Here is a 17690-nt window from a genome sequence, read left to right as displayed (position 1 = left end):
GGTTGATATATCGCCCTCTAAGCACCGGGCTCACGCACCGCGACTAAAAGCATCTACATAATAGCGCTCACTGCATTCTCTTATATAAGCACTTAGATAATAGGTGTTCGCAGCGACTTGATGTCTACCGGGATACCCGCAACGGTAAAGAGCACTTTGTCCGCCACTTCCGCGACTTGCTGATTCACTTTGCCGAGTAGATCGCGGTATCGCCTGCCGGATGGATACTCCGGTACAATTCCCATGCCGACTTCGTTGGTTACAATGACCACTGTCTTGCCTGATTCTTTCGCCATGTGCGCAACGTTCGCCGCCTCGTCAATTATTTCATCATCATTGGCGGTCTGAATCATGCGGCGCGCTACATACACCGTTAGACAGTCGATGATTACGGCCTCACTGTCTTTGAATGCGGCGGCTAAAGCCTGTTCGAGCAGTTCGTCGACTTCATACGTTACCCAGCCGCCGGACCGGGATTCACGGTGTTTGCGGATACGTTCAATCATTTCTGCATCAACCGCTTCAGCTGTAGCAACGTATGCAACCCTGCCGTATTGCCGTACTATTTCTTCGGCTAGAACGCTTTTTCCGCTTCGCGCTCCGCCCACGAATAAGATAAGCTTCGATGATGTTTGCCTTGCTGCTTTCTGCTGCTGCACCACGCCTCCACGCCTAAAACAAAAAAACCTTAGCCTACGCTAAGGTCGACGAACTCTTGATCCGCGAAGGCTCCATGTCAAGGCAGGTCTCCTGGCTTACGGTTCATAGCCCTCCCGCGCCTTCCCACATCGTCTGCGGTGGCATGAGCGGGCGGCTCCCCGTTTACAGTGGCGGGCCCGCGCCGGATTCGCACCGGCTTCCCTATTCTCCGCTAATAAAGCGGCACCCCGACTATATCTTTTATTCCCTTGATTATATGTTGAAACGTAAAGGCAACATATTGAATAAGGGTAATCCTACTAAGCTCATCATAACACGGTTTCGGAAGGCCACCAAGCTGAGGCAAATGCGCTATAATCAATAATTATGGAAGAACGTCTACAGAAATTTTTGGCTCGCGCGGGCGTAAGTTCGCGCAGACACGCCGAACAGCTAATCACAGACGGAAGAGTCAAGGTAAACGGGCACGTGGTAACAGAGCTCGGCACCAAAGTCGACCCGGTAAACGATGTCGTTGAGGTCGACAACAAGCGCATTCTTCCGAAAGAAGAAAAACTCTATATTATACTCAACAAACCGTCCGGCTTTATCACAAGCGTTACCGACCCGTACGGGCGCCCGACCGTTATCGAGCTTCTAGGCGGTATTCAAGATAGGGTGTTTCCTGTCGGTCGTCTTGACCTCGATACCGAAGGCTTGCTACTCCTAACAAACGACGGTGAGCTGGCATTCCGCTTGACCCACCCGCGCTACAAAGTTAAGAAAAAATACATAACCGAAGTCATGGGACATCCGCCGGATGACCTGCTCAATAATCTACGCAAGGGCATCATGCTCGAGGACGGCATGACCGCCCCCGCAGAAATCAAAGTCTTGCGAGAAACGAAATCCTCGACGCTGCTCGAGACAACCATATCCGAAGGTAAAAAACGCCAGATACGAAGAATGTTTGAAGCTATTGGCCATTCGGTAATCTTCTTAAAGCGCATCGCAGTCGACAATATTGTTTTAAACAAGCTCCCTCTTGGTGATTTCAGACATCTTACCGATAAAGAAATTGATATGTTATATAAATCCGTACGCTTGAAGTAATGAAAGGTATACGTACAGCAAGCGGATAGTGTATAATCGCAGCATTAGACATGGAATGAGGGGCTGTTTATGTACTTTCGGGTTGCCGACTGGCTAAAGGCGATCTTATTCGCAATAGCAATCGTACTTCTTTACATCTTAGCGGGAACAATCGCCCATACTATCCTATTGTTCGTAGCGGCCGGTTTTATCGTTTTTATTATTCATCCACTTGTCGCATTTCTTGCTAACCGGGGGATGAAACGAATTCTCGCAATTCTCATCACGTATCTCTTGTTCTTTGGGATTCTCGCTCTTATCAGCGTAATTCTCGCGCCGACCGTGGCGGCTGAGATAACAGCGTTCATTAGAAACTTCCCAGGTTACATCCGTATTCTTAGCCGGGAAACACAGTTTATTCAGTCTCAGCTTCGAGGCATTACGTTCCTGCGCCAGTTCGCCATAAACCCCGATACAATTTTAGGGCAGCTTTCGGGAATCGTGACGTCCCAGGTTAGAAACGTCTTCACTATAATTCCTTCGGTCATTACTTTTGTAACCGACGTAGTGCTCGTCTTTATCCTGTCACTCTATTTTCTAATCTACCTGCCTAATATGGATAAGTCATTAAGAGTACATCTTCATAAAGACCTGGTGCCCGTATATGATCGTTTCCTGGTCGCCATGGAAAGCGCGTTTGCGCGCTATCTCTTCGGACAGTTCATCTTTATGGCGACAATCGGTTTGTTTTTCGGAATAGGTATGTGGATCGTCGACTTGCCATACCCGGCGCTGTTCGGCGTATGGGCGGGCCTGACGGAAATCATTCCGGTCCTAGGACCGGTCTTAGGGGCAATACCTGCGATTATCGTCGCGCTTACTATCAAGCCTATCTTAGCCCTCTATGTGGCAATAGTTTTCATAATAATCCAGCAACTTGAAAACAATGTACTCGCGCCGGTAGTGCTCGGTGGCACGGTAGGCCTCAATCCTTTAATTATATTCTTTGGCATCATTGCGGGCGGCGAACTCGGCGGAATTGTCGGGATATTTCTGGCAGTGCCGGTTCTGGTGTTCGTCTCGAATATCTTGCGCTTCATACGCGACAACTTTAAGTACGAGCGCGTTCCCGATGGGCTGGATAGAATATCGATTAAGAAGTATCCTAAGGAACAATCCAAGCCGGCGGCAAAGGCTTAAGCGTTTTACTCTAAGACGGCGCTGGAGCGAAGGTTTTCCTCTATCTGCTTTCTGATCTCATCATCCGGGATAAACTCGTCGAGCGGCGGCAGCTCTGATATGCTGCGCATCCCAAACGATTCCAAGAAGCGAGCGGTTGTACCGTAGAGAATCGCCTGCCCGGGCCCTTCTTGCCGGCCCGTCTCTTTTATCAGGTCTCTATTGATCAACGTATTAACGACGCCGTCCGAGTTTACGCCTCGGATTGCGGCGATCTCGGCCCTGGTCACAGGCTGCTTATATGCAATAATCGAGAGACATTCGAGCGCCGCTTGCGTAAGACGCCGATGATCGTATGACAGGATAAGCTTTTCGACATAGGGCGCATATGCGGGATGGCTATAGAACCGATATCCACCGGCAACCTCGCGCAGCTGGAACCCGCGCTCGGCTCTGCGGTACTCTTTTGCCAGCTCGTCGACGATGTCCTTAACCTCTGCATCAGGTATATCAATGATGCTAGCCATTATTTCTATCGATAACGGTTGATCGCTTATGAATAGCATGGCCTCGACGATGCTTCTCAACCTTAGTTTCAAGTCGCTCACACTACCACCCCTGCTTTGTCGTTTACTATAATCACTATCTCGCCGAACGTCTCGTCTTGGCCAAGCGTAACGACGCCGCGCTTGTATAGCTCGAGGACGGCCAAAAACATTGTAATAAGCTCGACCTTTTCGCCGCACTCATTAGTGAGGTCTTTAAAGCTTTTCATCCGAACACCGGTGAGCCCCTTCTCGATTTTCTCGGCATATTCATCGACGCTCAGCGGCTTCGGCGTGATATGATCGGCCTGCATGAGGTTAATGACCTTGCGTTCGTTGATGGCCATAAACAGCTTTCGCATGCGCTCTTTCGATATGCCGGATAAGAAATCGGGGACGAGATTGTCGAACTGCTCTTCAAGACCGGCTTCCCGTATAAAATACTTGCTCTCGGCATCGTAGCGTGCCGCCAGCTCACCGGATACGTTTTTAAATTTCTTGTATTCGATAAGCCGTGCGATAAGAATCTCGCGCGCCTCCTGTGGTGTGTACTCGTTATCATCGAAGGAATCATCGTCTTTCTTGGGGAGAAGACTGGCTGCTTTTAGGTCGAGCAGCGTTGCCGCCATCAGGAGAAATTCCGTGCCCACCTCGAGGTCGAATTCTTGCATTTGATCGACATAATCAAGGTATTCCCTTGTTATGGCAGCAATAGATACCTCGTAGATATCGAGCTTTTGCCGTGATATTAGATTGAGCAGCAGATCAAAAGGGCCTTCAAATACTTCGAGTTTGACCTGATACGCCATAGGGTTCCCGTCCCTTACTACAATCGGTTCTTTAACTTATTAACCGCTAATCGTTCTCTACCGTGACTTTATCTTCATAAAGGTTGAGCATGGAGCGCACATCTCGTATGGTCGAGCGGCAGATCGGGCGTACCTGATGCAGGCCTTCCCGCAGCACCGCGTCAACGATGCCCGGTTCTTTTTCAATTTCCGCCCGGCGTTCTCTAAAGTCCGCGAGCGACTCGATGATTCTATCTGCCAGCTTGCGCTTGCAGGCCATGCAGCCCCAGGCTGCTTCGCGGCAGTTGGTCTCGATCTCCTCGAGCTCTGCCGGCCTCATATATACCTGTTCTGTCGGATAGACGACGAGGCAGTGCTCGGGACTGCCCGGGTCGGTCTTTTTTTGCCGTGCCGGGTCGGTGACCATCTGATTTACTTTATTGCGGATGACATCCGGTTCATCCGAGAGATAAATTGCGTTGTCGTAGCTCTTGCTCATCTTGCGACCGTCTATGCCGAGCAGGCGCTTTACCGGTGATAATAGTGACTGCGGCTCATCAAAGTATTCTCCGTAGAGATAATTGAACCTGCGGACGATTTCCCTGCCGAGCTCGAGATGCGGCAGCTGGTCTTCACCTACCGGTACGACATTGCCCTTCGGCAAAATAATATCGGCGGTCTGCAGTACCGGATAGCTCAGAAAGCCAGCGGTCGCTATATCTTTGCTGGTAATCTCGGCTAGCATCTCTTTATACGTTGGATTTCGCTCGAGCCACGAAGTCGGCGTGATCATTGTAAGGTACACGAAGAGTTCGGCTACTTCAGGGATATCCGACTGCTTATATATGTAACACTTCTTAGGGTCTAAGCCGACCGCAAGCCAGTCGATGACCATTTCACGAGTATCGGTAGCAATGCCGCCGACCTCATCATACTTGGTCGTAAGTGCGTGCCAATCGGCTACGAAGAACAGGCACTCGTATTCGTCCTGCAGTTTAACCCAGTTTTGTAATGTTCCAAAATAATGCCCGAGGTGCAACCTGCCGGTCGGCCGCTGCCCGCTTACTACTCGTTTAGCCAATGAACACCAAACTCCTTACCTTATATAGCTATAGGCCTGGCATGGCCAGGCCGTTTCTACTTTCTTCGCTAATTATACAGTAAAAAGTGAGCGCGGGGTATTATGAATCAGTCCTGCTATATGCCGACGTATGCAAAATTTACGGGTGTGTCTACGGGTTATCCAGTACCACGGTGTACCGATGACGGCAACTTCCTGATTACAAACCAACCTCGATTGTCTAGAAAATGCTGGGTACCGGTAACGGCGCGTACATGAACGGCATCAGATAGTTGATTGGCACATTGATAAAGGCAAGACTATTCGGGATCATAAATACCAGCACAAGCAAGATCAAAAAGCCGTACTGCTCGAACTTGTACCACCCTTGTTGCATACTCTCGGGCAACAGGTACGGAATGATCTTTGAGCCATCAAGCGGCGGAATCGGCAACAGATTAAATATGCCGAGCGCAACATTAATCATGACGATTACGTCTATCAGTGTCGCAACATATGGCGCCGTGAAAACTCCGCCGAGTAATAGCAGTTTGGCGACGATAAACGCGGCTATGAAGTTGGCGATAGGCCCCGCAACACCGACGATTACCATATCCCGGCGCGGATTTCTGAAACGGTACGGGTTGACCGGTACCGGTTTCGCCCATCCAAACGGTAAAAAGATGATGGCCAGGGTGCCAAAGGGGTCAAGGTGCTTGATCGGATTAAACGTAAGCCTCCCCTGCTCCTTCGCAGTCGTATCGCCGAGCCGGTACGCGACATACCCGTGCATGAACTCATGCACCGTAAGACACAGCAGAAGCGCAGGCAATTTATATAACAATGTGAATAACAGCATATTAGGATCTAACAACCCCAATTATTATTCCAACTCCTTAGAAAGCTGATTAATACGATTTACTACAAATTTCTTTTCTTCTTCCGGCGTTTCAACCTTACCGTCGAGCTTAGCCGCCAAAAGATCTTTCAATACGATATTATACATCGGCGAGGGCGCGAATCCCATCTCGCGAAGGACTCTTCCGTCTATGGATAATTTCACACCCCGCAAGCTCGATAGATAGTAGCGTATCCGCCTTTTTATCCTCTTATCGGCCGTTAAAGCGTATGTATAAGCCAGTGCATCTGCCGACAGCGGGTGCAATAGCCTGTAGAGTTCGCTGTTCTTTATACTTGCTCTCTGCTCCAGCGTACGCACCGCATTGGGAACATCGAGCGCAAGCTCGACTAAGCGTGTCTTATCAAGTTTCTTAAACTTCATGCGTTCGGACCACGCATTGAGCTGCCGATCATCGAGGTTCCTTAAGAGCGCGGCGAGATATAACATCGGTTTTTGCACTTTATGAGCGAAATAGTGATCGAGCTCTATTATGGCCTTCTCTATGCGTGTAAACAGTAGCTCTAGGCTGGCGTCGATGGTGATGTTGGTGTCGAGAATCTTCAACGCCCCAAGCTCGTTTAGCCTTTTAAGCACTCTAAAGGGTTGCTCTTCCGCGAGAATCAGCATCAGCTCGTAGCGAAGCCGTGTCTCGGACAGATGCCCGATAAGGTCCATCTCGATTGCTTTTTTGAGTAAATCCTCGGTCTCCGGGTCGAGCTTAAAGCCGAAGCGCTGCTCAAAACGCACTCCCCTGAATATGCGCGTCGGGTCTTCAACAAAACTCAGGTTGTGCAGGATACGGATTTTCGCGCTTTTCAGATCACGCTGGCCGTTGAAGAAATCGAGAAGCGTGCCGTAATCGTGCGCATTTAGGCTGACAGCCATGGCGTTAATGCTGAAATCGCGCCGTGCAAGGTCTTGTCTAATAGATGTCGGCTCAACCTGTGGCAGTGCCGCGGGCTTCTCGTAGAACTCCGCGCGCGCGGAAGCGAAGTCGATCTTAAACCCGTCTTCCATGACGGCGACAGCGGTGCCGAATTTCTGATGCGGCCGTATGCGCGCTTTAAAAGCATCGGCGATGATCTTGGCAAACTCTATTGCATCTCCCTCGACTACGATGTCTACATCAAGGTTGCGGTAATTGAGAAGTAAGTCGCGAACTATGCCGCCGACCAGGAAGATCGAGTACCCGGTTTCATCCGCCAGGTCGCCGATTTCGCGTAGCAGCGCCTGCACGTCGCCTGGTAAAAGGTCTTTGATGCGTTGCGCGATCTCGCCCCGCGTGTAATGGGGCTTCACCGCTGGAAACGCACTCGATTTGCTAAAATAATCCGACCCGCCGAGCGCTTTTAAAACATCGCTTCTGCTGATAATGCCGATGACTCGGCCATCATCCACAACCGGAACACGCCCCATATCTTCATCGCTAAGCAAGCGCTGCACATCGGGCAGCGGTGTCTCGGGTGATATCGGCTCGATTCTTCGAACCATAAACCCTTTAACCGGTGCATGGCTTAAGCCGTGGTGCGCCGCTTTATCAATTTCACGCCTGCCGATAAGCCCAACCAACTTGCCGCCCTCGACAACCGGAAGGCCGCTGACGCCGTAGCGCATCATTAGCTTATTCGCTTCTTTTATCGTAACGTCCGCATCCACGGTTCTAACCGGCGTCGACATGATCTCGCGTGCGACGGGCGGCTTTTCCACCTGCTCATGAATTGCATCGATAAGCATCCGTTCGACCGTCTCAAGGTCTTTGTCTTTCATGCTCGCCGAGGAAGCTTGGGCATGCCCGCCGCCCCCCATAGCTTCAAGGATAACCCCGACGTCAACGTTGTCGGTACGGCTGCGCCCGATTATGAATACTCGATCTTCCTGCTCGAGAAGGGCGAAAACCACATCGACGTTTTCGATATCAGCGACTTTACTGACAACGACCGAGCCACCCTCCACATATTCCGGAACTTCGGCGTTGGTAAGCATTACCGGCGTTCCGTAAACATCGATAATCCGCGCCGCGTGAATTAAGCGGTCGAAGAGCGCATGTTGCTCGGGGGTAAGCGCCGGGTTTAAGAAACGGTGGATTACCTCGACGCTTGCATGATTCGCCATCGCAAATGCGAGCTCCTCTGCGTCTTCATAGGTTGTGGTTTTAAAGGTGAGCGAGCCGGTATCCTCATGAATTCCCAGTGCAAACAAAGTCGCTTCAAACGGGGTAATCGGGATACCTTTATCCTTGATGATCTTTGTTAAGATTGTTGTCGTTGCGCCGACATTCTCGGAAAAGTCCCTGGTGATCGGCACGTCTTCGGGTGTCGGCGGGTGGTGGTCGAACGTAAATACCTCCACGCCGGGCTTGTATGCGATCTCCTGCAGCTCGCCGATTCTGCGGCCGATTTTCGTGTCGACAATAATCAACCGGGAGACGGCTTTTTTATCGATAAATCTGATATCGAAGGTTTCTATGATGTCGTCATGAAGAGCTAAAAACTCGCGGACGTTCCTATTCTGCGCCCCCGGCAGCACTATTTTAGCATCCGGGTATATCTTCTTTGCCGCTACCGCCGAAGCGAACGAATCGAAATCCGCGTTTACGTGACAGGTGATAATTTCCACGTTTACTTCTCTGCCCTGCACTCCGCGAGTTCTTGAGCGCTGCACTTGCGCCTATACGGGCAGGTAAAGAGATCGGTGCTGAGATATTTTTCACCGCCGTCGGCCAGAATGACCGCGATGGTTCCGCTATCCATAAGCCGCGCTTGATTGAGCGCCTCGGCCATGACCGCGCCTGATGATACGCCGCAGAGCAACCCCTCTTCCCTGGCGAGATCTTTGGTGGTATCGTACGCATCATCATCGCTGATGTTTACTTTTTCGTCGAGCATTTCCATGTCGAAGATCGGCGGTACATAGCCCTCGCTGAGATTCCTAAGCCCCTGGATCTTATGAACCGGGTACGGCTCAACGCCGATAATCTTAGTGCCCGGGCTGTCCTCCGTAAAGCGGCGGGAGAATCCCATAAGCGTTCCGCCGGTTCCTATCCCGGCAATAAACACATCGATCGGTTTGACCTGTTCGAGCAGCTCTTTTGCGGTGGTCTCATAGTGTGCAAGCGGGTTGTTGGGGTTCGCGAACTGGTTGATCATGAAATACTTTGGATCTTCGGCAAGCCTATTAGCCATCTCTATTGCGCCCGGCATCCCTTTGCACCCATCGGTTAAAAGCAACTCCGCTCCGAATGCGGTAAGGATTTGGCGCCGCTCCAGGCTCATCGTTTCAGGCATGACAATCTGCAGGTGATATCCCTTTATAGCACAAACCAGCGCGAGTCCAATGCCGGTATTACCGCTCGTTGCCTCGAGCACGATGCTTTTCGGGGTAAGTTTACCGCTTTCCTCCGCTTTTTCAATCATATACTTGGCGACACGATCTTTAATCGAGCCCCCGGGGTTAAAACTCTCAAGCTTGGCGTATATCTTTACATTTTTATTTTGATTAAGCCGTTTTATCTCTACAACGGGCGTGTTTCCAATTAGATCGAGAAGACCATTGCTCATTTATAACTCCTACTGCGTACCTGCGCCATTATATGTATTATCGTCAATTTAGCAGCACCTTTTACGTAATAATATCACAAATGGTCGAGGGAACCGCGTACGCTGTGGAGCCCAACTGAAATGCATTCTGGATTATTTCTCTCGCCTCGTTGAACTTTCGCGCATCGCTGCTATGCATTTGCGCTATCGGGTCGCCGGCATGCACGAAATCGCCGACCTTGTGCGTGATAATAATGCCTGCTCCGTAATCGATGTCGTCGCCGAGCTTCTCACGACCGGCTCCGAGTATGTGCGCGGCCTTCCCTATCATTTCGGCGTTTATACGGTGAACATACCCATCCCCCATCGCTTCTACATCTTCAACGAAGCGCGCGTGCGGCAACACGCCTCTCGGGTTCTCGATAACGCTCGCATCACCGCCTTGCACTTCGATAAGCTGCTCGAACTTCTGAAGAACCCTGCCGCTTTCAAGCGCGCCGCTCAAAATTCCAACAGCTTCCTTCGTTGATGATGCGGCACCCGCCCCAACCATAAGATACGAACCGAGCGTCACGGTTAAATCGAGCACATCGGCCGGGCCGAAGTCTCTCATAGCATCAATGGCTTCTTCGACTTCGAGCGAATTCCCCACCGTGCTTCCGAGCGGTTGGTCCATATTGCTAATAACGGCGACCACTTTCTTTCCGAACTTCCGCCCGATAGCGACAAGCTCCTCGGCAAGACGCTTAGCATCGGCGACCGTCTTCATGAAAGCCCCGGAGCCGGCTTTTACGTCGAGCACGATTACGTCGGCGCCGCCGGCGATTTTCTTGCACATGACACTGCTTGCTATGAGTGGGATGCTTGGCACCGTTGCGGTAACGTCTCGAAGCGCATACATCTTTTTATCGGCGGGGCAGATTTCTTTCGTCTGCCCGATAATCGCAACGCCGATGTTGTTGACCTGGTCGACGAATTGTTGCTCCGTAAGATTAACGTTAAACCCCGGAATCGACCCGAGCTTATCGAGCGTTCCGCCGGTGTGGCCGAGCGCGCGCCCCGACATCTTCGCCACTTTTAGACCGACGGCAGCCATCATCGGCGCCAGAATCAGGGTGACCTTGTCACCGACACCGCCGGTGCTGTGTTTATCGACTTTTATGCCTTGAATCGCACTCAAGTCGACCGTGTCGCCGCTTTTGACCATCGCCTGTGTTAGGTAGAATGTCTCGTCCGGCGTCATACCGTTGAGATATGCCGCCATCAGGAAAGCAGCCATCTGGTAATCAGCTACGTCACCCGCAGTAAATCCGTACACCAATTGGTCTATCTCAGCCGGCGAGAGCGAGCCGCCGTCACGTTTTTTCGCCAGAATATCTACGACTCTCATACCATCCTCCACATGCGTGCTGTGTTACCGGTCATCTCTGATTCACGCACTTATTCCACCGTCTTCGCCTACATTACTACGCATCTACCCGCAACTTATCCACTTCTACCAGCGAAGCCCACGCACTCCCGCCGCATTTCGTCTTCTATTTGTATTCTGTCTATCAGCCGTTTTTCCTCTCACGGATTAGAGCATATAAATACTAAGCGTTCTATAGCCGCCCATAATACTACATAAGCTTTATTGTAACCGCGGACGCATTCTGGTACGGTAAACGTGAGATATTATGGCTATTAATCTCTTTTCTTCCGCAAAATCGAAAATAGCTAACCCTGGAGGCGGATCTCAAGGCCCGAAGCGTGGTATAAACCGTGCGCTTATCGTCGTCATTGCCCTGGCTTTAACGCTGGCGCTTTTTGAAATCGTCGAGCGTACTGTCATTACGCCTGTCTCAAATCTTGCGGAAGACACCTCAACGGCGACAACCGTAGACGCAGCAACAAACACAAGTGCCAGTACCGGCACCCAGGCACAAAGCGGTAATAATCTTTCTAAGATTGTCGCCGCCACAAAATATGCCTCATTTAAGGCGCGAATTACCACCCAAACCGGGTTTAACGGGGTGTGGACGCAGAGCGGCGGAAGCTACCGTTTTGAAAACCCCTCAAAACAAAAGGTCATGATTTTTAGCGCTCCAAAGCACGTGATCTGGATTATCGACACACCGAGCAAATCGGCGGCACAAAGCATCGTCGCAACGGCAACCGCAACATCGTTCGCCGACTTGAGCGCGATGTTTTTTGTCGGTGCTTTTTCCGATACCGCCACGACGGGCACAAAACAGCTTGATGAGATGTTCCCGCCCGACGCGCCCGGCACCAGGCTGACGTTTAACAAACAAGGGCTGCCCACCCTTTGGGAAGGCGAGCGAGAGGGTCGCAAGAGCTTTATGCGCTGGGACTATGTCCAGACCGGTAACATTTCACCTTCCGAATTTGAACTTGGTAAAGGAATCATTGTAGCCGGAAGCGCAAAATAGAACGAGGATGAGATGCATGAGGAATTCGACGCAGTGCAGGATATAGAAATAGGTCGTGAGCTCTTCGGCTATAAGAGAGACGACGTGGATAAGCTGCTCGCCGTACTCTACCGCGACATGCGCCGTCTCACCGATGACCGTGCAAAAGCACGCGAAGAACTCGCTGAAACCCTCGACAAGCTTGCCTCATATGTTGAAATATCGGACGAGCTCGAGGAACAAATCAATTTAATCACGCAAAATTCGAGCGGCAATGGGCACATGGAAAACGGCGCGGCGGCAATCTCGAACGGCGCAAGCGTTATTATCCCGGAGAAGCTGGGTGAGCTTACCTCGATCGACGGTATTATCGCCGCTTGGGTGTTTAATGGTGACGGTAACGTTATCTCGAGCGTCGCAAATGTCGACATCGATCTTGCAACCGCAATGCGCCGGCTCATGGATAAAAACGGGTGGACATATACGATCGCACAACAGCTTGAGTGCGATGATTTGAAGTTCGCGCTCGTTGAGCTTAACGGTTACCTTATCTTACTCGATGTGCTCGATGAGTCGTTTTTTCTTGGGGCAATCGTCGCGACGGGCGTACCTCTCGGTATTGCGTTCGGCTCTATGCGGCGTATCGGCGCGGCTATAGCCGAAGAGATTTAAACGACCTAAACAGCGTCCCCCGCAACGAAAGTGAGTTAAATATCACCATCGCCGCACTCGCAGCCATGAATACCGCAGCGGCTTCCGGCCTAATAAACACTTGATAACTTGGATAGAACACCCCTGTTGCAACGATCAGTACTATGATGTTGTATACGACGGCCCAGTAGCTGTTTTCCCGTATCTTACTCTCAACCTTCTTACCGGTGAGGAATGTATCGCTCAACTGCACCAGGTCGTTGTTGATGATCTCGATATCGCCCGCTCTCATATCGGTAGCCGTGCCAACACCGGTAACAATACCGATATCAGCCTGTTTTAACGTCGATGAATCTTTTGTGCCGCGGGTTACTACGGCCACGAACTTGCCGCGCTGCTGAAGTTCTTTGATGGTCTGGGCTTTTGCCGAGGGCAGCACTTCTGCGTATACCTCATCCAGCGCGAGTCTCTCCGCTATCGACTGAGCGGTATGCTTGTCGTCGCCCGTCAGCAATACGATAGTCAAACCCATCGAATGAAGCTCCTTAACCGTGTCGCGTGCACGGGCTGCAAGCGTTTGCTCAATTCCTAATATCCCTTCGATGCGATCGTCTACGGCCACGTAGACGACGGTTTTGCCCTGCTCGGCGAATTCTCGTGCACGCTCCTCTACGGCAAATATATTGATGCCCCGGTCCACCATGAGACGCCTGTTCCCAAGCATTACTCTTCGCGTCTCGACTGTTCCCATCGCCCCGCAACCCGTAACAATAGCGAATTCTTCCGGGACAGGAATCGACCGCCCTACCCCTTGTTGCGCAGCGGTGATAATCGCGTCAGCATACGGGATCTGTCCGGCTTTAGCAAGACTGGCCGCCAACCTGATAAAGCCCGGCTCGGTTAGCTTCCCGACATGATAGACGTCGGACACCCGGGGCTCGCCTTCGATTAACGATGCAACCTCGTCGAAAACAACCGTCTTGGTATGAGTAAGCCGTTCAACGGTGGCGGCGTCTTTAATCAGGATACCGTGACGCGCGGCAAAACCGGTGCTGAGAGATACTACGAGCGGTATAGTGAGGCTGAGCGCTTCGGGGCTTGCCGCCACAAGAATCGCTACCGCAATAATAAGAGCGAACGATAAACCGCCTGCAAGCGCGGTGTCCCAGATGATAAATGCAAACACCGCCAGCACAATCACCATCAGGGTAAAATATGAGATTGCGGTTTCCATAAACTCCTGCTCTTGGGGTTGCGAGCGCTGCGCTGCATCGGCCGCATTAACCACACGTGCAAGGAGCGTGTCCTGGCCGACCCTAGTGGCTTCCATCCTGAATTCGCCGTCGATGCAACGGCTTCCGGCAAGCACCTCGTCACCGTTTTTAACAACCGCCGATCCGGTTTTTCCGGTTATCGGTAACCACTCGATCGCGGCTTCTCCCTCGGTTACAACACCGTCTACGGGTGCCCTTTCCCCGGCACGCACAAGCGCGACGTCACCCGGGTACACTTTCTGGGCAGGCTCGGTTACGATGTCCTCGCCCCTCACGACATCGGCCATTGCAGGAAGCTCGTCGAGCAGTGATATTGTTGAGCCGGTTATCTGTCTCCACGCCACAAATTTCATCCACTGTGCAAGGAGCGAAAACGTTAAAATGAGGGTCGCCGCGTAAAATAGATTTGCGCCGGCAAAGAAAAATATCGAGCCGATGCTGAACAGGTATAGGGTCGCTACCGCAAGCGACGTCAAAATCGACGCGTCGATTTTGCTTTTTGCCAGCGACTGCCAGGTTGTTCTAAAGAAGTAGATGCCCCCGAATATGAGCGCTATCGTCGCCAGTAACAGATGGACGTAGACATCGGGAATCGGCAGTCTAATTCTGAAACCGAGCATGCGCTCGCTTATCGGTGAGTCGAGAATAATCAGCATCGATGTTACAAGGGTCACCAGAAAAGCGTTTCGCAGTGTCTTAATTATCGCCGTAAGGTTTAACGCTCGATCGACCCGCAGTTCATACACCGATTCTAAAGTCGGGACCGATGAGTTGCCGGAGCCCTTTATGATGTAATTATCTTGTGCTTCTTCGATATATGACCGCTTTTTCTGCATAAACATCCCTGCAAACGATTATTACTATAACTGCACTAGCACTATAGTAATCCAGAGTTAATCCCACTTGCAATCGACATGCTATTTGCTGTTTTACTGGAGTTTTACCCTATTTTAAGACGGTCTAATTTGCCCTCCTGAGAGGCGCATATTTATGCACCTTCATAGTTTCTGTTTTCAGAATAAGGGTAAAACATTCTTACTAATGGGAAGGAGCTTTTATCCATCATGACGCGAGATGAATTTATAGATACTATCATGGAACAGGCGTCGCTGAGCAAGGAAGACGCACAGCGTATTACTGTCGCTATACTTCACACGCTTCGTTCCCAATTAAGTAAAAATGAAATCCGTGATGTTTACGATACGCTTCCCGAAGATATCGACCGTTTTTGGGAAGGCGGCTGGATGCAGCGGGTTATGTCTTGGTTGCAAGGCCTCCGGTATTTGGATAGAGAAGACTTTATTGAGCAGGTCCGCGAAGCTGCTGATGTGAAGACAAGCGCTGAAGCCCAGCGTCTTGCCGACGTAGTGTTTTCCACGCTGAAACGAGCGATCCCGTCAAAAGAGGTCGAGCACATATCGCACGATCTACCGGAAGATATACAGCAGCTCTGGAATGCCGCCTAAACAAGCTCGCCCTTAAAGCTGCTTCCATAAACGGGCGCATCGAAACCGAGCAGGTCGGCGACAGTTTTACCGATGTCGGCAAATGTTCGCCTGGTGTCGAGGCTTCGGGGGTTTTTCAGCATGCGCCCGTACACAAGCAGCGGCGCGTATTCCCTTGAATGATCGGTGCTCGGCGTCGTCGGGTCACAACCGTGATCGGCGGTAATTATAAGGATGTCACCATCCGAGAGCTGAGCCAATATCTCGGGTAACCGGGTATCAGCCGCTTCAAGCCCGTGCGCGTACCCTTCCGCATCGTTGCGGTGGCCCCACAGCGAATCAAAATCGACCAGGTTGGTAAAGATAATGCCCTGTTCTTGTTTATCCATAGCAATCAGCGTTTCATCAACGCCGTGCATGTTGTTCTCGGTGTGAACGGCTGCATTAATTCCTTGACCGGCGAATATCTCGCTGATCTTGCCGACACCGTAAACGGAATACCCTGCCTCTTGCGCGTAATCGAGCACCGTTTTCGAAGGCGGTTTCAACGAGAAATCTCTTCTGCGATGCGTTCGTTTAAAACCGCCCGGCTCGCCGATAAACGGCCTGGCGATAACACGACCGACCGCGTGCGGACCCTGTAGGATATCCCGGGCAATTTGGCACATGCGATACAGTTCTTCGACCGGAATGACCTCTTCATGCGCAGCAATTTGAAAGACGCTATCGGCTGAGGTGTAGACAATCGGTTTTCCCGTCTTCATATGCTCGGGACCCAGCTCCTCGATAATCGCGGTACCGGATGCCGGTTTATTTCCGAGGGTGCCCCGCCCTATCGTTTTCTCGAACGGTTCAAGAACGTCCGGCGGGAAACCGTGCGGATATGTTGGAAACGCACGCTCGAGCACTATGCCCATCATCTCCCAGTGACCGGTGGTTGTGTCTTTGCCCACCGACAGCTCGGCCATTTTGCCGAAATATGCATCCGGGTTTGTCGTGGGCGGCACGCCTTCAACGCCGATTATATTACCTAACCCCATACGACCGAGATTCGGAAGGCTAAGCCCGCCAACCGCGCGCGCCGTATTGCCAAGCGTATTGCTGCCCTCATCACCATAACAAGCGGCATCAGGCAGTTCTCCAACGCCCACGCTATCTAAAACAATAATTATCGCCCGTCGTATGTCCGGCATAATTTTCCCTTACCTTTTCAACCTCAACACGCCTGACTTCAGGTGCTTGTTTACATATTCTTACGCGCTTTCGGGTGCGTCGTCTCGTATACGGCCCGTAGCTTATCTTTTGTCACATGCGTGTAAATCTGTGTGGTTGATATATCGGCATGCCCGAGCAGTTCCTGAACGGCCCGCAGGTCAGCCCCGTTTGCAAGCATGTGCGTCGCAAATGAATGCCGGAGAATGTGCGGGTAAATCTCCTCGATTTGCGCCATTTTTGCGTACTTCTTGACGATCTTCCAGCAGCCGACCCTGCTCAATCGATTACCCTGCATATTCAGAAGCAATGCCGCAGGCCTAAAAGGCCCTGAAAGCTTTGACCGCGACTTATTGATATACTCAGTGAGCGCTTCAGACACGTAGCTGCCAAGCGGAATTATCCGCTCTTTCGACCCCTTCCCGAAGCACCGGACAAAGCCATGGCGCAGGCTCACGTCCTCGATATCAAGAGCGGTTAATTCCGATACACGCAAACCGCAGCTATACAGCAGCTCGAGGATCGCCCGGTCGCGAATCGCGCCCTCGCCCATCCCCTGGGGTTGCTCCAGTAATGTTCCTATTTGCTCAACCGAGAGCACTTCCGGGAGTTTTCTCGTAGTCTTCGGCGTTTTAATATCGGCGGTCGGCAGCTTGTCGGTTATACCCTCTCGTACCAGGTATTTGTGGAATGATTTTACCGACGCAAGCTTGCGGGCTACCGTAGCACCGCTGTATTCCGTACGAAGAGCGGTAAGGTATGTGAGCACATGCTCGTAGGTAACGAATTTCGGTGATGAAACGCCGACTTTGGTAACAAGGTAATCGACATAACCGTTGAGGTCATGGCTGTATGCCGCTTTCGTGTTATCCGAAAGCCCCTTTTCTATTGCTATGTAATCTAAAAATTCGGATACGAGTATATCCATAGAACTTCCACGTATTGTTCTGTTTATTTATC

16 protein-coding genes and 1 riboswitch are annotated in these 17690 nt (G+C 51.3%); of the genes, 5 read left to right on the top strand and 11 right to left on the bottom strand.

Features of this window, described 5'->3' with window-relative positions:
* Positions 1–92: 92 nt before the first annotated feature.
* Positions 93–659, bottom strand: coding sequence for a bifunctional adenosylcobinamide kinase/adenosylcobinamide-phosphate guanylyltransferase (gene cobU / locus VGK02_02405; protein ID HEY3373899.1), 567 nt, complete (start codon positions 657–659; stop codon positions 93–95).
* Positions 660–722: 63 nt separating this feature from the next.
* Positions 723–905, bottom strand: a riboswitch (cobalamin riboswitch).
* Between the two features lie 121 nt (positions 906–1026).
* Here cobU and VGK02_02400 point away from each other — a divergent pair.
* Positions 1027–1752 carry a pseudouridine synthase gene (locus VGK02_02400; GenBank protein ID HEY3373898.1) on the top strand — a complete coding sequence of 242 codons (726 nt, stop codon included), beginning with the start codon at positions 1027–1029 and terminating at the stop codon, positions 1750–1752.
* Between the two features lie 69 nt (positions 1753–1821).
* The gene (locus VGK02_02395) at positions 1822–2931 is read left to right on the top strand and encodes an AI-2E family transporter (GenBank protein HEY3373897.1); all 1110 of its coding nucleotides are present in this window, start codon (positions 1822–1824) and stop codon (positions 2929–2931) included.
* Positions 2932–2936: 5 nt separating this feature from the next.
* On the opposite strand, the gene scpB is transcribed toward VGK02_02395, so the two are convergent.
* The 7 genes from scpB to VGK02_02360 form a co-directional block, all read right to left on the bottom strand.
* Positions 2937–3518, bottom strand: a complete 582-nt coding sequence (scpB, locus tag VGK02_02390; GenBank protein HEY3373896.1) for an SMC-Scp complex subunit ScpB — start codon at positions 3516–3518, stop codon at positions 2937–2939.
* Entirely contained in the window at positions 3515–4264 is a 750-nt protein-coding gene (locus VGK02_02385; protein HEY3373895.1) for a segregation/condensation protein A, read from the bottom strand. The genes scpB and VGK02_02385 overlap by 4 nt, the downstream gene beginning before the upstream one ends.
* A gap of 46 nt (positions 4265–4310) precedes the next feature.
* Entirely contained in the window at positions 4311–5324 is a 1014-nt protein-coding gene (gene trpS, locus VGK02_02380; GenBank protein HEY3373894.1) for a tryptophan--tRNA ligase, read from the bottom strand.
* Between the two features lie 220 nt (positions 5325–5544).
* On the bottom strand, positions 5545–6162 hold the full coding sequence (locus tag VGK02_02375; protein ID HEY3373893.1) for a site-2 protease family protein: 618 nt from the start codon (positions 6160–6162) through the stop codon (positions 5545–5547).
* Positions 6163–6186: 24 nt separating this feature from the next.
* Positions 6187–8820 (bottom strand): CBS domain-containing protein, encoded by a 2634-nt coding sequence (locus VGK02_02370; protein ID HEY3373892.1) that lies wholly within the window; start codon positions 8818–8820, stop codon positions 6187–6189.
* Positions 8821–8822: 2 nt separating this feature from the next.
* Entirely contained in the window at positions 8823–9761 is a 939-nt protein-coding gene (locus VGK02_02365; protein HEY3373891.1) for a cysteine synthase family protein, read from the bottom strand.
* A 61-nt stretch (positions 9762–9822) separates the two neighbouring features.
* The gene (locus VGK02_02360) at positions 9823–11130 is read right to left on the bottom strand and encodes a thymidine phosphorylase (GenBank protein HEY3373890.1); all 1308 of its coding nucleotides are present in this window, start codon (positions 11128–11130) and stop codon (positions 9823–9825) included.
* Positions 11131–11416: 286 nt separating this feature from the next.
* Between VGK02_02360 and VGK02_02355 the strand changes: the two genes are divergently transcribed.
* Together VGK02_02355 and VGK02_02350 are read left to right on the top strand one after the other, a co-directional pair.
* Positions 11417–12169 carry a hypothetical protein gene (locus tag VGK02_02355; GenBank protein HEY3373889.1) on the top strand — a complete coding sequence of 251 codons (753 nt, stop codon included), beginning with the start codon at positions 11417–11419 and terminating at the stop codon, positions 12167–12169.
* Between the two features lie 12 nt (positions 12170–12181).
* Entirely contained in the window at positions 12182–12820 is a 639-nt protein-coding gene (locus VGK02_02350) for a DivIVA domain-containing protein (protein HEY3373888.1), read from the top strand.
* Here VGK02_02350 and VGK02_02345 read toward each other — a convergent pair.
* Entirely contained in the window at positions 12801–14909 is a 2109-nt protein-coding gene (locus VGK02_02345; protein ID HEY3373887.1) for a heavy metal translocating P-type ATPase, read from the bottom strand. The genes VGK02_02350 and VGK02_02345 overlap by 20 nt on opposite strands.
* Before the next feature lie 228 nt (positions 14910–15137).
* On the opposite strand from VGK02_02345, the gene VGK02_02340 reads away from it, so the two are divergent.
* Positions 15138–15539, top strand: coding sequence for a DUF2267 domain-containing protein (locus tag VGK02_02340; GenBank protein ID HEY3373886.1), 402 nt, complete (start codon positions 15138–15140; stop codon positions 15537–15539).
* Here VGK02_02340 and VGK02_02335 read toward each other — a convergent pair.
* Entirely contained in the window at positions 15536–16711 is a 1176-nt protein-coding gene (locus VGK02_02335) for a phosphopentomutase (GenBank protein ID HEY3373885.1), read from the bottom strand. The genes VGK02_02340 and VGK02_02335 overlap by 4 nt on opposite strands.
* 50 nt (positions 16712–16761) lie before the next feature.
* The gene (gene xerD, locus VGK02_02330; GenBank protein ID HEY3373884.1) at positions 16762–17658 is read right to left on the bottom strand and encodes a site-specific tyrosine recombinase XerD; all 897 of its coding nucleotides are present in this window, start codon (positions 17656–17658) and stop codon (positions 16762–16764) included.
* Positions 17659–17690 lie beyond the last annotated feature (32 nt).

Origin of the sequence: Candidatus Aquicultor sp., from assembly GCA_036504445.1 — a bacterium.
In the GTDB taxonomy this organism is placed as follows: domain Bacteria; phylum Actinomycetota; class Aquicultoria; order Aquicultorales; family Aquicultoraceae; genus DASXVE01.
This window is presented reverse-complemented; position numbering and strand designations above follow the sequence as displayed.